The sequence below is a fragment of the Chryseobacterium sp. MYb264 genome (assembly GCF_035974275.1).
Classification (GTDB): Bacteria; Bacteroidota; Bacteroidia; order Flavobacteriales; family Weeksellaceae; genus Chryseobacterium.
Genome location: NZ_CP142422.1, coordinates 4741112 through 4755808, shown reverse-complemented (window position 1 = coordinate 4755808; position 14697 = coordinate 4741112). Strand labels below are relative to the sequence as shown.

At 35.1% G+C, this 14697-nt stretch carries 14 protein-coding genes; 7 read left to right on the top strand and 7 right to left on the bottom strand.

Going from position 1 to position 14697, the window contains the following annotated elements:
* Window positions 1-85: 85 nt before the first annotated feature.
* The 5 genes from VUJ46_RS20855 to VUJ46_RS20835 all read right to left on the bottom strand — a co-directional run bounded on the left by VUJ46_RS20855 (window position 86) and on the right by VUJ46_RS20835 (window position 5453).
* The gene (locus tag VUJ46_RS20855; protein WP_326982591.1) at window positions 86-733 is read right to left on the bottom strand and encodes a DUF5683 domain-containing protein; all 648 of its coding nucleotides are present in this window, start codon (window positions 731-733) and stop codon (window positions 86-88) included.
* Window positions 734-1624 carry a ParB/RepB/Spo0J family partition protein gene (locus VUJ46_RS20850; RefSeq protein WP_326982590.1) on the bottom strand — a complete coding sequence of 297 codons (891 nt, stop codon included), beginning with the start codon at window positions 1622-1624 and terminating at the stop codon, window positions 734-736.
* A 75-nt stretch (window positions 1625-1699) separates the two neighbouring features.
* Window positions 1700-2473, bottom strand: coding sequence for a ParA family protein (locus VUJ46_RS20845; RefSeq protein ID WP_326982589.1), 774 nt, complete (start codon window positions 2471-2473; stop codon window positions 1700-1702).
* 164 nt (window positions 2474-2637) lie between these two features.
* Window positions 2638-3486, bottom strand: a complete 849-nt coding sequence (locus tag VUJ46_RS20840; protein ID WP_326982588.1) for an energy transducer TonB — start codon at window positions 3484-3486, stop codon at window positions 2638-2640.
* Window positions 3487-4166: 680 nt separating this feature from the next.
* Window positions 4167-5453: an adenylosuccinate synthase gene (locus tag VUJ46_RS20835; RefSeq protein WP_326982587.1), complete on the bottom strand. Its 1287-nt coding sequence runs from the start codon at window positions 5451-5453 to the stop codon at window positions 4167-4169.
* Window positions 5454-5628: 175 nt separating this feature from the next.
* On the opposite strand from VUJ46_RS20835, the gene VUJ46_RS20830 reads away from it, so the two are divergent.
* Window positions 5629-6411, top strand: coding sequence for a hypothetical protein (locus VUJ46_RS20830; RefSeq protein WP_326982586.1), 783 nt, complete (start codon window positions 5629-5631; stop codon window positions 6409-6411).
* Window positions 6401-6739 carry a hypothetical protein gene (locus VUJ46_RS20825; RefSeq protein WP_326982585.1) on the top strand — a complete coding sequence of 113 codons (339 nt, stop codon included), beginning with the start codon at window positions 6401-6403 and terminating at the stop codon, window positions 6737-6739. The genes VUJ46_RS20830 and VUJ46_RS20825 overlap by 11 nt, the downstream gene beginning before the upstream one ends.
* A gap of 393 nt (window positions 6740-7132) precedes the next feature.
* Here the strand turns inward: VUJ46_RS20825 and VUJ46_RS20820 are convergent, their stop codons facing one another.
* A complete protein-coding gene (locus VUJ46_RS20820; protein ID WP_326982584.1) occupies window positions 7133-8722 on the bottom strand; it encodes an ABC-F family ATP-binding cassette domain-containing protein in 1590 nt (529 codons plus the stop codon).
* 793 nt (window positions 8723-9515) lie between these two features.
* Between VUJ46_RS20820 and VUJ46_RS20815 the strand changes: the two genes are divergently transcribed.
* The 3 genes from VUJ46_RS20815 to obgE all read left to right on the top strand — a co-directional run bounded on the left by VUJ46_RS20815 (window position 9516) and on the right by obgE (window position 11859).
* A complete protein-coding gene (locus tag VUJ46_RS20815) occupies window positions 9516-10070 on the top strand; it encodes a phosphoribosyltransferase (protein ID WP_326982583.1) in 555 nt (184 codons plus the stop codon).
* A 155-nt stretch (window positions 10071-10225) separates the two neighbouring features.
* A complete protein-coding gene (locus tag VUJ46_RS20810) occupies window positions 10226-10804 on the top strand; it encodes an adenylate kinase (RefSeq protein ID WP_326982582.1) in 579 nt (192 codons plus the stop codon).
* A gap of 71 nt (window positions 10805-10875) precedes the next feature.
* Window positions 10876-11859 (top strand): GTPase ObgE, encoded by a 984-nt coding sequence (obgE, locus tag VUJ46_RS20805; RefSeq protein WP_326982581.1) that lies wholly within the window; start codon window positions 10876-10878, stop codon window positions 11857-11859.
* A 65-nt stretch (window positions 11860-11924) separates the two neighbouring features.
* Here the strand turns inward: obgE and VUJ46_RS20800 are convergent, their stop codons facing one another.
* Window positions 11925-12656: a class I SAM-dependent methyltransferase gene (locus VUJ46_RS20800; RefSeq protein WP_326982580.1), complete on the bottom strand. Its 732-nt coding sequence runs from the start codon at window positions 12654-12656 to the stop codon at window positions 11925-11927.
* Window positions 12657-12794: 138 nt separating this feature from the next.
* On the opposite strand from VUJ46_RS20800, the gene VUJ46_RS20795 reads away from it, so the two are divergent.
* Both VUJ46_RS20795 and VUJ46_RS20790 read left to right on the top strand, forming a co-directional pair.
* Complete coding sequence (locus tag VUJ46_RS20795) at window positions 12795-13283, top strand: DUF6438 domain-containing protein (protein WP_326982579.1); 489 nt, start codon at window positions 12795-12797, stop codon at window positions 13281-13283.
* Between the two features lie 85 nt (window positions 13284-13368).
* Window positions 13369-14673, top strand: a complete 1305-nt coding sequence (locus tag VUJ46_RS20790) for a DEAD/DEAH box helicase (protein ID WP_326982578.1) — start codon at window positions 13369-13371, stop codon at window positions 14671-14673.
* Window positions 14674-14697: the final 24 nt, after the last annotated feature.

The following is a 14697-nucleotide window of genomic DNA, read 5'->3' as shown; positions in this document are numbered from 1 at the left end:
TTAAGTTCGCAAAGGCGTCTGACTTAACAAAGTCCGCGATGATTGGGAGAACAGAATTCATTATTAATTATTATTTATTAATTGTCTAGAATCTATAACTTAAACTTAACCCCGTTTTTGGAGGGGTAATCCCAAAATTATCCTGAATTACGGCAGGCGTTAGCGCAAGATCCGGATCGTGACGACCTTCATAAAGATGGGCATCTACCACAGCATCCACAATGTTTAGAATGTAGATTAATCCTGTGATCGCAATGGCATAGTCTCTTTGCCTTTTCGATCTGTCCTGTGCGTTCCCCAATGCTACTTTATCAAGGTTTGGATTACTGTCCACGAATTCATTGGGTGTACCATTGAGCTTGGCAACGTAATACCCACGATACTTTTTATACTGATTATCATTCCAGATGGCAATTCCTGCTCCTACTCCAACCGCTCCCCAAACGATAGGGATTTTCCAGTATTTTTTATTATAATATTGTCCCAATCCCGGCAATACAGCAGAATATAAACCTGCTCTTGTAGGATTAAGCTTTGTGATTTTGGCTTTTTTCAGGGTTTTTGCATTCACCTTTTCAATATCCTGAACGATAGACGCTTCGGATTTTGCAGGCTTTTCTGCAGAGATACTGTCTTTCGGATGGTTTTCTACCCGAATAGTATCGTTGGGATTGACTTGTGAGTAGGCCAACGCAAAAATACACAAGAAAAAAGTGAAAAGTAATTTCTTCATTTATTTTATATGAGATAAAATGTATTCCAGTTCATCTTCATTTTTGAAGTCCAGAACAATTTTACCTTTTTTACCGTTTCCGGCTGTTTTGATTTCTACTTTTACATCTAAAATATCTGCAATCGTTTTCTGTGCTCTTTTAAAATTATTTGAAAGCTCAGCTTTTGCTCTTTTTGCAGCTGGTGATTTTGGATTTTTCAAGGCAGTTGCTGCCTGTTCAGCCTGACGAACATTCAGTTTTTCTTTAATGATGATATCAAATAAAATCTGCTGATGTTCTTCATTTTCAAGGCTGATAATCGCTCTACCATGTCCCGCGGAAATTTCTCCGCTACGGATAGAATTCTGAATATCCGGACTTAATCTCAACAATCTGATCGAGTTGGTAATTGTACTTCTGTCCTTACCTACTCTCTGGCTAAGATTTTCCTGAGTCAATCCCACTTCATCCATCAATCTTTGATACGTTAATGCAATTTCTATCGCATCAAGATCTTCCCTCTGAATATTTTCAACAAGAGCCATCTCCAGCAGCTCCTGGTCATTTACTAAGCGAATATACGCCGGAATAGAGGTTAAACCTGCAATTTTCGTTGCTCTGAAACGTCTTTCCCCTGATATGATTTCGAACCTCTCGCCATCTTTTCTTAAAGTAATAGGCTGAATAACCCCTAAACTCCCGATAGATTTAGCGAGTTCGTTTAATGCTTTTTCGTCAAAATAAGTTCTTGGCTGGGCCGGATTAGGATAAATATCTTCAAGAGCAACCTCCACGATATTTCCCACAAATTTGTCTGCCCCTTCATCCGTCGCAGAATTGACAGATGCTTTGGATTCAGCACTTAAAATAGCACCCAAACCACGCCCCATAGCTCTTTTTTTGTCCTTCATAATATAAATAATAAGTGATATATTATCAATGATTTACAATCATCTTTTGTTATACCTCCCGCTTAAATTCTAATTTTAATTCTTAACTAATTTCTCGTTCTTCAGCAGAACTTCCTCTGCCAACTGAATGTACTGAACCGCCCCCTTACTCTCGGCATCGTAATTCAGGATGCTTTCTCCAAAACTTGGCGCCTCACTTAATCTCACATTTCTGCTGATAATAGTTTCGAAAACCATTTCCGGGAAGTGAGAATTCACCTCTTCCACTACCTGATTAGATAATCTTAATCGGCTGTCGTACATCGTCAGAAGCAACCCTTCGATATCAAGGTCTTTATTGTGAATTTTCTGAACATTTTTAATCGTATTCAGTAATTTTCCAAGTCCTTCCAAAGCAAAATACTCACATTGAATAGGAATAATCACAGAATCTGCCGCTGTAAGGGCGTTTACCGTAATCAAACCTAAACTCGGAGCACAGTCGATGATGATATAATCATAATCATCCCTTACGCTTTCCAATGCTTTTTTAAGCATATATTCACGATTGTCCTTGTCTACCAGCTCGATCTCTGCAGCTACCAAATCAATATGAGAAGGCACAATATCCAGATTCGGAGTTGCCGTCTGCTTGATGCAGCTTCTGGTTTCAGCACTGTGTTCCAGCAAATTATAAGTGGAATACTGAACATTATCTACACCCAATCCCGACGTTGCATTTGCCTGTGGATCAGCATCTATAATTAGTATTTTTTTCTCCAATACTCCTAGCGCGGCAGCAAGATTTACAGCCGTTGTAGTTTTACCTACTCCTCCTTTTTGGTTAGCGATACCTATGATTTTTGCCATTATTCGAACTTTAAGATTCAAAAATACACATTTTTCCTTGCTCTCCATGAACGGGTAAAACGAATATTGAGTTAAAATATTGTTAACAAGCAATTTAAGAATAAAAAAAATTATCCACAAAAAAAAATCTTTGTGGATAACTGCCAAAATTTATTTCACATTAATTATTCAAACTGCATCGAGATCGGAAATTTAAAATAGCTTCTTACCGATTCGCCTTGTTTATTTTTACCCGGTTTCCATTTTCCTTTGTTGGAAATAGATTTAATCGTTCTCATCGCTTCACTGTTGAAATCTGCGTCTGCACCATTGGCTTTGATCCCAGAAATCGTTCCGTCGATCTCAACAATAAAGGTTACTGTAGTTTTCAATACATCGCCGTTTCCTTCAATACCTGAACCATCAAAATTATTCATCACTTTAGTTCTGAATGAGTTGATACCGCCTTCAAAAGAAGCTTCAACCGCCAATTCACTTCCGCCAACAATTGCATTTTTATCTATTGTAGGAGGCTGCGCTACCGGAATTTGAGGAACGACAGGACCGTTTCCGATGATCGGAGGTGGTGGAAGATAGGTATCCTTCACTGGCTCCCCTTTGAAATTATTCGTTAAACCAGCCACCGCATCTTCAGGAATCTTTTCCACAGGTTTTTCAATTGCATCTTTTTTGGGCTCAGGAACAGAACTATCAAACTGCTTCACATTTGGAGGAGCAACAGGCTGAACCGGCTTTACAATCTCTTTTGGCGGATCTTTTTCCAAAGGAGTATCTTCAATAATAAAAGGACGATAAACAGGTTCTACAGTTACTCTCGCTTCCTCTTTTTCAAAAGCTGACATCACTAACGGAGAAATTGAAATTGCTGCCAATAAACTCACTCCGATAAAAAGTGCTTTGGTTAAAATTTTGTCTGATTCGTTTCTTAAAACATAGGCACCATATTCTTTATTTCTGTGCTCAAATAAGATTTCATTAAAACGAAATTCCTGGTTTGTTTCTAGTTGTTTCATCACTATAAATATTTAAACTGTTAAAAAAATTGACGATTAACTCTGATAATAATAATCATCGATATTCGATGTTGTAAGTTCAAAATTATTGCCAATATTTTATTAAAAACCTAATTTAAAGCACATTAACAACTGAATTTATAAATTTATGGGTAGGTTGAGAGGTAATTTTTTAAATTTATCGTAATTGGAGTTTTACGGAATCAGAATCTTCAAGTTTGGCATTGGAAAAAATAAATTCTGAATCATTAATGATGAATTTTATGAAGTCTTATTTTTCACTTGCAAAGTATAATTGCCTATTGAAATTATTATTCAGCAAGAAACATTCAGTTTTTTATTTAATAAGAATTTCGGCAAGAATCTTTCCATCATATTTTAAACGGATCCTTGGAATCGTATGGAACGACAAGCTTGGTGAAATATTCCTAATTTTAAATGAATGACTACAACGCTAGCCCGGATTGAAACGACATCCTTTTGGGTTGCGGGCAGAGCGAAGCGGAGCCCGTAACCCAAAAGATACAGTGGAAAGCCGGAAATAGCTTCTTAAAATAGTTGGTGGTTGATAGTTAATGGTTATTAGTTTTTAGTCTTATAAAGATTTTCGCTTTTAGTAATGACATAAAAAAAGAGACCATCAAACTGACAGTCTCTTTTAATTTATTTAAAAATATTCCTTAGAATAATTCTTTTCTGATGATGTTTTGGCTTCTTTCAGGGCCAACAGATACCAAATAAACGTTGATCCCTAAATACTTCTCGATAAACTCGATGTATTCCTGAGCCGTTTGTGGAAGTTCATCGTAGCTTCTTGCTTTTGTAATGTCTTCTTTCCAACCTGGTAAATCTTGGTAGATTGGTTCGTAGTTGTACAATTTCTCTGTTGAAGAAGTGAAGTAATCGATGATTTTTCCGTCTTCAGTTTTGTAATGAGTCACAACTTTTAGGTTTTCAATTCCTGTAAGAACGTCTAATTTCGTAATTACCAAATTATTGATTCCGTTGATCATACAAGCATGCTTCAGAGAAACAAGGTCTAACCAACCTGTTCTTCTTGGTCTTCCTGTCGTAGCTCCGAATTCACCACCAATTTGTCTGATGCTTTCTCCTAATTCGTTGTCTAGTTCTGAAGGGAAAGGACCGTTTCCAACTCTTGTACAGTATGCTTTTGCCACACCGATTAAGTTTTGAAGTGATGTTGGAGGAACTCCCGCTCCTGAACAAACACCACCTGTAGATGGAGAAGATGAAGTTACATATGGATACGTTCCGAAGTCGATATCAAGCATTAAAGCCTGCGCTCCTTCGAATAAAACATTTTTACCGTCTCTAATCGCTTCGTTTAATTCCAGTTCCGTATCAACAATTCTGTCTTGAAGCTGTCTTCCGATTTCTAAATATTCGTTGTAAATTTCTTCAACGTCTAATGTCGGTTTTCCGTAATATTTTTCAAAAAGAGAATTCTTAATTTTTAAGTTTTTCTCGATTTTGTCTCTTAAAATTTCAGGATTCAGAAGGTCGATCATTCTGATACCTACTCTTGCAATTTTATCTTCATAGCAAGGTCCGATTCCTTTTTTCGTCGTTCCGATCTGCGTTCCTCCGTGCTCTTCTTCACGGTAAGTATCCAAAAGAATGTGGTAAGGCATGATCACATGCGCTCTTCTGCTGATGAAAATGTGATCAGTTCTAAGACCTTTGCTCTCGATCTGATTCACCTCCTTAATGAAAGATTTAGGATTTACCACTACTCCATTGGCAATGATACACTTCCCTTTGCACTGAAGAACTCCCGATGGAAGAAGGTGCAAAACGAATTTCTCTTCACCTACATAAACCGTGTGACCCGCGTTGTCCCCACCCTGGAAACGTACAACGTAATCTGATTTTGCAGATAAAACATCCGTGATTTTTCCTTTACCTTCATCTCCATACTGAAGACCTACAACTACGTAAGTTGACATATTTTACTTTTATTTTAGATTCATGCAAAATTACTTTTAAAAAATTGGGTGCGCAAATTTGTGGTGGATTTTATTTTTGGGTAGGTGGAAATCATGGGGTTGGGGTCATTAATTTCAAAATTATAAAGGTATTTTGTATTTTCTTTTGAAATGAAATTTTGTTTACTTTTGTTTAGTGGAAAAACATGGTTACATAGAAATAAAAGTTTCCGGTAAATTTGGAAATGTAGATATAAACCCAGATAACTTTGATATCAAGGAGGTAATTTCTATTTTAAATAATGTTGATGATTTATTATACTCCGGAGATAAAAAAAACAGACCCCTAATTTCTTATACTATTAAAGAAGGTTCTGTCAGAAATATTTTTAAAACAGGAATACAATATATAGTTAGTTTTAATGCTGTATTAGGCTTAATTTCCCAAACTAATACAATTGATTATTTAGATTTAGCAACAGCTAAAGCTATTGAAAGCCTTCAAGAGTTAGCAACAAAAAAGGATTTTGCACTCGACATTACTACATCACTTGAAGGTTCGAATAATATTCGGATTGACAAATTTTCTGACTTTAAAAGAACTGAAGCAATTTGGGCTGAAGCTGAATTTTATTTTTATGGAAAAATAACGAATGCAGGCGGCAAAGATAAAGCTAATATTCATCTATTGACTGATGAATATGGAACAGTGAGAATTCAAACTCCTATTTCGTTCCTACAACAGCAAGAGGAAAATATTTTGTACAAATCTTTAGGAATCAGAGCCAAGGGGAACCAACATTCAGAAAACGGAGAAATTGATTTTACAAATTTAGAGTTTATTGAATTGATTGATTATAATCCCGTTTTTGATGAGGGTTATTTGCAAAAATTAAGAGACAAGGCAAAACAATCTTGGCTTTCGAATATTAATCCAGATGAATGGTTAAGACAAATAAGAGGAAGCTATGAAAGTTAATGGAGTTTTACTAGATACAAGTTTCTTTATTAAATTTTTAAATGATGCTGATCCATTATTTAAAAATGCTTTAGAATATTATAAATACTTTCTAAGCAATGATATTAAAATGTATATTTCAACAATTTCAATTGCTGAATATTGTGTTGGAGGCTCAATATCAGAACTACCTCTAAGAAATTTGGCTATTCTCCCATTTAATTTAAATCATGCTACTAAAACAGGAGAAATTGCTAAAATAGTTTTCACAAAAAAAGGAAAATTAAAACTATTGGAAAGAAATGTAATTCCAAACGATTCCAAACTATTTTCTCAGGCTGATGTATAAAAAATATCATTTATTATCTATCTTCCGACACAGAAAGTATTAAAATTTATAATCTTCTTCAAGAAGAAAGAGAAAAACCCAATTTTAGTTTTATCAATCTAAATATTCCTCCCAATGAATATTTTGGTTATCTGGATTTATAAACTTCATCAAAAAAAAGAGCAAATAACTCATTAATCTATTCATTCTTAAATTTCTAAAAAATGAAAAACCAAATAATATTAATCAACGAATTAAAAAAAGGTGAAAATTCTGGGTTTATTGAAAATTTTAATCGCAATCTTTTTCTTAAAAGACTTCATGAAAAATATCTATCCAAATAAATATTATTGAAGGAATAAAACAAAACGTCATAGGTTTTAGAAACCTATGACGTTTATATAATATAAATTGTTATTTCAACAAAACCTCACTCCTCACCCCAATCTCCTCCAAAAACACCCCATCATGCGAAATCACCACCAAAGTTCCATGATAATCCTTAATAGAATTCGTCAGAATTTCCACGTTTTGGAGGTCTAAATTATTTGTCGGTTCATCGAGTATCATCATATCGGGAGCTTTGTTGCTGATGGAAAGTCCGCACAGAAGAAGTCGCAGGCGTTCTCCACCGCTCAGAACATCACACTTTTTGCTCCAGGTTTCCTTTCCGAATAAAAATCTTGACAATAAGGTTTTCACTTCAGATTCCTGCAAAGCATTATCGTTGAACTGTTGTGCAAAATCATAAACCGTTGCCTGTTTATCAATCAAAGAATATTCCTGATCAATATAAATCGTCTGAAAATCAGCCCTCGAAATCGTTCCGACAGAAGGCTGAAAATCTCCCAACAAAAGCTTAATTAAAGTCGTTTTCCCCGAACCGTTCGAGCCTTTAATAGAAATTCTATCTCCGCTTCGGATTTCAAGATTGAGGTTTTCTTTCCAAAGATTTTCTTGGTCATATTTAAAATTAATTTCTTCCGCCGAAACCAAAATTTTCCCTGAATGCAGATTGGAATCATTAAAATTCACTTTCATCTGATCCGCATTTCTCACCGACGAACGCAAATCCCGTAAATCACCCGAAATATCATTGATTTTCTCAGCATGAACAGACTTTAGTTTCGAAGAATTTTTCTCGGCATTATTTCGCAGCGTATTCATCATAATTCTCGCCACGCCCGATTTTTCCTGCTTTCCTTTTCCTCTTGCATCCAATTTTTGCTTTCGTTCTATCGTTTCGCGTTCTTTTTCTTTCGCTTTTTTCAGCGCCCGTTCTTTGGAATGAATATCGTTTTGCAGAGCTCCATTTTCAATTTCTTTTTGTTCGGCATAAAAATCATAATTTCCGCCATACGTCGAAATTCCCTGATTACTCAATTCAAAAATCGTATTAACCAAATTCAACAAAGTACGATCATGACTCACAATCACAACCGTTGAATTTGTTTTTTCAATAAAATCATACAACAGATTCCGACCTTCCAGATCAAGATGATTCGTCGGTTCGTCGAGTAAAACAATTTCAGGCTGATTGATTTGAATTCCCGCCAGAAAAACCTTCGTCTTTTGTCCGCCACTCAAACTTTCCAGCTTTTGATTTAAGTTTAAATTTTCGAGTTTCCAATATTGTAAAGCTTGTTGACAACGTTCTTCGATGTCCCAATCGTCATTCAATATTTCAAAATAAATTTCATCCACTTCCCCATTCGTTATTTTTTGAAGGGCTTTAAGTTTTTTATCGATTTTCAAACATTCCGCAACCGTCAAAACATTGAAATTCCCGAACATTTGCGGAACATAAAATAAATCACCCTGACTACCGACAGTTCCTTCCAAAGGTTCAATCTCATTCGCCATGATTTTCAGCAAGGTAGATTTTCCCATGCCGTTACTCCCGACCAAAGCCGATTTTGAGTGTGAAGGTATCGTTAAGTTGATAGAATTAAAAAGCAGATTCCCCGCTGGAAACCCAAAGGATATATGGTGTAAAAAAAACATAATTTCTTTCTATAGTTAAAGTTAAAACTGCAATAACTTCGCTCGTTATTGTCTATAAAATCTGAAAGAAATTGTATCCTACATCCTGTTGTTTTGGGTTTTGTGAGTGGCAAAGATAGTGATTTTTAAATATTTCAAGATATCAAAACATTTAGTTTGTCATTTCAACGATGAAGAAATCTAATATTCTCAATTATATTAACCTCCAGCTCCCATCCTCCATCTTCCTTTCTTTTTTAAGAAGCTATTTCCCGCTTTCCGTTACAATCTTTTTTTTCAAAAAAGGATTTCCACTGCAATCGGGGCTAGGGTTTTGGTCATTTTTTCAAAGTTTGAACTTATTTCAAAGTTTGTCATTCCGTAGGAATCTGGGCGCGAATCTTTCCCTAAACCTTTCTAATACTTTGCTTAGATTCCTACGGAATAACAAATGAAATGGAAAACTGTAAAGTGAAAACATTGGAAATAAAACCACCCCGTCAAAAATTTCTTTGAAATTTTCGCCACCCCTCCAAAGGAGGGGAATTTTTCAAGCTGTAATATCCTTGCTGAGTGAAACGCCTTTGCGAACGAAAAATATACACAATAATTTTAAACAAAACTTTGTGGTCTTTGTGTTAAAAATAGATTCTTCACTGTGCTACGCTTCGTTCTGAATGACATACAGAAAAAAACTTTCCAACATTAAAACTCTCCGACACTAATACTCTAAAACCCTAAAACACAAACCCAATCAAACTCATAAAAAACTTTCATCAAAAATCCTTAACTTTGCAGCCTACTAAAAATTTTTATGGAGAGTATTAAAGTTCACGACAAAACTTTCGTTCCTTATTTGGAGGACGCCGAGATTCAGGAGATTGTAAAAGCTACGGCTTTAAAAATTTATGAGGATTATAAGGATGAAGTTCCTGTTTTCATTGGGGTTTTGAACGGAGTGATCATGTTCTTCTCAGACCTTTTGAAGCATTATCCAGGAGAATGTGAGATTGCATTTATCCAAATGAGTTCTTATGCAGGAACTGAATCTACAGGAATCGTTTACCAGAAAATGGAATTAACGAAGGACGTAAAAGACCGTCACATCATCCTTGTAGAAGATATTGTGGATACAGGAAATACGGTTGAAAGTCTTTTCAAATATTTTAACGAAACGCAACGTCCGAAATCTGTAAAAATCGCTTCATTCTTATTGAAACCTGAAGTTTATAAAAAAGATTTCCAGTTGGATTATATCGGAAAAGAAATTCCAAACAAATTTGTTTTAGGATACGGATTGGATTACGATGAGTTAGGAAGAAACCTACCGAATTTGTATCAATTAGCAGACGGACAAATCAACCATTAAACGCTGTTGGCTATTAGCTGATAGCTTTTAGCTTAAAAAGTAAAATAAAGAAATAAATTTAATAATAACTTAAAAACGCTAAAGGCTAAAAAGCATGTAAGCTCAAGGTAAAAAGCCAAAAGCCAGTTGCCAATTGCCAGAAGCAAAACAACATTATGATAAACATTGTTCTGTTCGGCCCTCCAGGAAGTGGAAAAGGAACTCAAGCACAAAACTTAATCGAGAAATTTAATTTAAAACAAATCTCAACAGGTGATCTTTTCAGATTCAACATGAAAAATGATACTGAGCTTGGGAAATTGGCTAAATCTTACATCGATAAAGGAGAATTGGTTCCGGATCAGGTAACGACAGATATGCTGGTTGACGAAATCAGAAAACCGACGGATGCTGCAGGATTTATCTTCGACGGATATCCAAGAACAGCAGTTCAGACGGCAGCTTTGGAAAAGATTGTAAAAGAAGAACTGAATGATGAGATCGATGTTTGTCTATCATTAGTTGTTGAAGACACTCTTTTAGTTGAAAGACTGCTGAAAAGAGGTGAAATCAGCGGAAGATCTGATGACAGTAACGTTGAGATCATCGAAAACAGAATTAAAGAATACTACGCAAAAACAGCAGAAGTAGCCGAATTGTACAAGCAACAAGGTAAATATGTAGAGATCAACGGCGTTGGCGAAATCAACGAGATCTCTGAAAAACTTTTCGCTGAAGTAGAAAAAGTAAAATAAAAACAGTTGATAGTTGATGGTTGATCGTATTCACCAATCAACTGACAACCATTAACTGACAACTAAAGAATATGTCAAATTTTGTAGATTACGTAAAGATTCATTGTAAAAGCGGTCACGGAGGTGCAGGTTCTGCCCATCTTCGCCGCGAAAAGTATATTCCTAAAGGTGGTCCTGATGGAGGTGACGGAGGTCGCGGCGGACACATCATTATGAAAGGAAATGGAAATGAATGGACTTTACTTCCACTTCGTTACACCCGTCACGTAAAAGCAGAACGTGGTGAAAACGGAGGAAAAAACCAGTTGACCGGAGCTTACGGAGCTGATGTTTATATTGAAGTTCCGATCGGGACTATCGCTAAAAATGAAGATGGAGAGATCATCGGCGAAATCATGGAAGACGGTCAGGAGATCATCCTGATGGAAGGAGGAATGGGAGGAAAAGGAAATGAGCACTTCAAATCTTCTACCAACCAGACTCCAAGATTTGCACAACCGGGAATGGACGGACAGGAAGGTTACGTGGTTTTCGAGCTTAAAATTTTGGCTGATGTAGGTCTTGTAGGTTTTCCGAATGCCGGAAAGTCTACTTTATTAGCTTCTGTTTCTGCAGCTAAACCAAAAATTGCGAATTACGCATTTACCACTTTAACTCCGAACTTAGGTATTGTTGATTACAGAAATTACAAATCTTTTGTAATGGCAGATATTCCGGGGATTATTGAAGGTGCAGCGGAAGGTAAAGGTCTTGGTCACAGATTCTTAAGACATATTGAAAGAAATTCAATTTTATTATTTTTAATTCCTGCAGATTCTGAAGATCATTTCCAGGAGTTTAAAATTTTAGAAAATGAATTGAAAGAATATAATCCTGAATTACTGGATAAAGATTTCATTGTTTCTGTTTCAAAAGCAGATCTTCTGGATGATGAACTGAAGAAGGAAATTTCCAGAGAATTCCCTGAAAACAAGCAGCCTTTGTTTTTCTCAGGCGTTACTGGAGAAGGTCTTGTAGAACTGAAAGATGCGATCTGGAAGCAATTGCATGGATAAAATTCAGAACGATTTTTTTAAATATAAATCCGTCTCAATAATTTGGGGCGGATTTTTTATTTAAATTATTTCGTACAAATCAAAACTTTTTCATTTTGAGTAAACCCATAATAATTATCTTTCGAAAAGGTTCTTACCACCACATTAAAACCAGTTTCCTTTAATCTTGACTCCAATCCTTTCACAGAATAAATTCTCACATGATCTTCCTGTCCGAAATGCTTCAATCTGCCTTTTTCTGTGGTAATTGAGTAATCTTCATATATTTCACCATCCTTGAAAGGGGTCTGAATAAGAGCCTTTCCACCCGTTTTTAAAACCCTGTGTAATTCGCTCATAGCTTTTCTATCTTCAATGATATGTTCCAGAATATGATAGCAGACAATCAAATCAAACTTCTCCTCTTCAGTATTAATATTGGTAATATCATAATGATAATCAGATAAAAATTCATTTTCATAATCCGTTGGAAAATAATGAATATCATTCCTTTTCTTCCATTTTTTATACAGCATTCTCGAAGGAGAAAAATCTAAAAAAAACATTTTAGATTGTAAAAACTCATCATTTAATAATTTATAAAGTCTTCTTGTTCTGGAAAGACTTCCACAAATAGGACAAAGAAGGTTTCCATTATCCAATTGTGCAAAATTTTTCAATCTCGTCCTGCAAATAGTACACTCATTATTTTTACCTTTATAAAAAGGAATTAAAAGTCTTCTAAACCTTTCTTCATTTTCAATAAGGGCTTTTTGAGGAATAATATTTTTAGCGACCGACTTTAAAAAATTGTACATATTAGATGTGTAGTATTACAATCTTCAAAATAACAAAAATTTATCCTAAATGTCTTTTCCAATATTAAATTTCTTCTGAAACTTTTATTAACAAAGGATTTGGAACAATTATTGAAAGACAAGATTCAAATTTAAACTATGAAATATTTACTCGGTCTTTGCGCTTTTATTTTATTATTTTCATGTAATTCACAGAATATGAAATCAAAATACTCGAAAATAGAATATGAGGCCACTCCATGTTTTGGGTTTTGTCCGGTTTTTAAAATGACCATTAATCCAGACAGAACGGCTGTTTTTGAAGCAGAACACTTTAATTTTAATGACAAACCTTCAAAAGATGAATTTTCTAAACCTAGAGAAGGAACTTTTAAAGGAACGATTAAAGAAGCAGATTATAATAAATTAATCACTTTATTGAATGGTTTAGATGTAAAAAATTTAAAAGATAAATATGGTGAAAAGAATATTACCGATCTTCCGACATCTTATTTAAGAGTAAATTTTGCAGATGGAGGTTCTAAAAATGTAGAAGATTACGGTAAGCGTGGAAGTGAAAAACTTTCAGCAGTTTACAAATTTTTCGAAGAATTGAGAAAAAATCAACAATGGACAAAAGTGAATTAATTCGCTTAAAAATATTTACGCTACCTTTGCAAACATAATTCCTTCATTTTGAAGGGATTTTTATTTAATTATAAAAACAATTCATTTGAATTTTACAGATCTAAACTTAATAGAACCTATTGCAAAGGCAATTCAGGAACAAGGATATACCAACCCAACGCCCATTCAGGAAAAATCGATTCCTGAAATTGTACAGGGTAAAGACTTTTTGGGATGCGCCCAGACAGGAACAGGAAAAACTGCGGCTTTTGCCATTCCTATTTTACAGAACCTTTCTAAAAATAAAACGTCAAACAGAAATATTAAAGCATTAATATTAACTCCAACAAGAGAACTGGCGATACAGATTGAAGAAAACATTCAGGCTTACGGAAAATATTTACCTTTAAAACATTTAGTGATTTTTGGAGGTGTAAAACCCGGAAATCAGGAAGCTGCTTTAAGAAAAGGAGTTGATATTCTAGTAGCAACGCCAGGAAGATTATTAGATTTTATTTCACAGGGCATCATCAGCTTAAAAAATCTTGAAATTTTCGTTTTAGATGAAGCCGACAGAATGCTTGACATGGGTTTTGTGCATGATGTGAAAAGAATCATCAAGCTTTTACCTCAAAGAAGACAGACTTTATTTTTCTCGGCAACCATGCCGACAGAGATTCAAAAACTGGCAGATTCAATTTTAAATAATCCGGTAAAAGTAGAAGTTACTCCTGTTTCTTCAACCGCTGAAACCATCAATCAGTCGGTTTATTTTGTGCAAAAAGAAGATAAACTGGATCTTTTGGCCCATATTTTAAAGAATAATATCTCCGAATCTGTTTTGGTATTTTCAAGAACAAAGCACGGAGCGGATAAGATTGCAAGAAAACTTCAGAAAGACGGGATTTCAACAGAAGCTATTCACGGAAATAAGTCCCAGAACGCCCGTCAGAACGCGCTGAATAATTTTAAATCTGGTAAAACCAGAGTTCTCGTAGCAACAGATATTGCGGCCAGAGGAATTGATATTGATGAATTGAAATTTGTTATCAATTACGAGCTTTCCGATGTTTCTGAGACCTATGTTCACCGAATCGGAAGAACAGGAAGAGCAGGTGTGGAAGGAAACTCTATCTCTTTTGTGGATGGTTTAGATTTATTAAACCTTAAAAATACCGAAAAACTGATCGGGATGAAAATTCCTATTGTTAAGGATCATCCTTTCCATACAGACAATCTTGTGGCTCAGAAAAGAGATTCTAATAATAAACCTGTTTCTGCAGGTTCTGAAAGACCCAAATCACAAAGACCGGGTTCTTCTTCAAGAGGAGGAAATAAAAAGCCAGCTTCTGCGGGAGCTTCGGTTGGTTTTAAAAAACCGAAGAATAAAAATTTCACGAGAAAGAAATAAATAAAAGCCTTCCGATTTGGAAGG

Coding starts and splice junctions, on each gene's coding strand:
- VUJ46_RS20855 (WP_326982591.1), bottom strand. CDS start 733: ATGAAGAAATTACTTTTCACTTTTTTCTTGTGTATTTTTGCGTTGGCC.
- VUJ46_RS20850 (WP_326982590.1), bottom strand. CDS start 1,624: ATGAAGGACAAAAAAAGAGCTATGGGGCGTGGTTTGGGTGCTATTTTA.
- VUJ46_RS20845 (WP_326982589.1), bottom strand. CDS start 2,473: ATGGCAAAAATCATAGGTATCGCTAACCAAAAAGGAGGAGTAGGTAAA.
- VUJ46_RS20840 (WP_326982588.1), bottom strand. CDS start 3,486: ATGAAACAACTAGAAACAAACCAGGAATTTCGTTTTAATGAAATCTTA.
- VUJ46_RS20835 (WP_326982587.1), bottom strand. CDS start 5,453: ATGTCAACTTACGTAGTTGTAGGTCTTCAGTATGGAGATGAAGGTAAA.
- VUJ46_RS20825 (WP_326982585.1), top strand. CDS start 6,401: ATGAAAGTTAATGGAGTTTTACTAGATACAAGTTTCTTTATTAAATTT.
- VUJ46_RS20820 (WP_326982584.1), bottom strand. CDS start 8,722: ATGTTTTTTTTACACCATATATCCTTTGGGTTTCCAGCGGGGAATCTG.
- VUJ46_RS20815 (WP_326982583.1), top strand. CDS start 9,516: ATGGAGAGTATTAAAGTTCACGACAAAACTTTCGTTCCTTATTTGGAG.
- VUJ46_RS20810 (WP_326982582.1), top strand. CDS start 10,226: ATGATAAACATTGTTCTGTTCGGCCCTCCAGGAAGTGGAAAAGGAACT.
- obgE (WP_326982581.1), top strand. CDS start 10,876: ATGTCAAATTTTGTAGATTACGTAAAGATTCATTGTAAAAGCGGTCAC.
- VUJ46_RS20800 (WP_326982580.1), bottom strand. CDS start 12,656: ATGTACAATTTTTTAAAGTCGGTCGCTAAAAATATTATTCCTCAAAAA.
- VUJ46_RS20795 (WP_326982579.1), top strand. CDS start 12,795: ATGAAATATTTACTCGGTCTTTGCGCTTTTATTTTATTATTTTCATGT.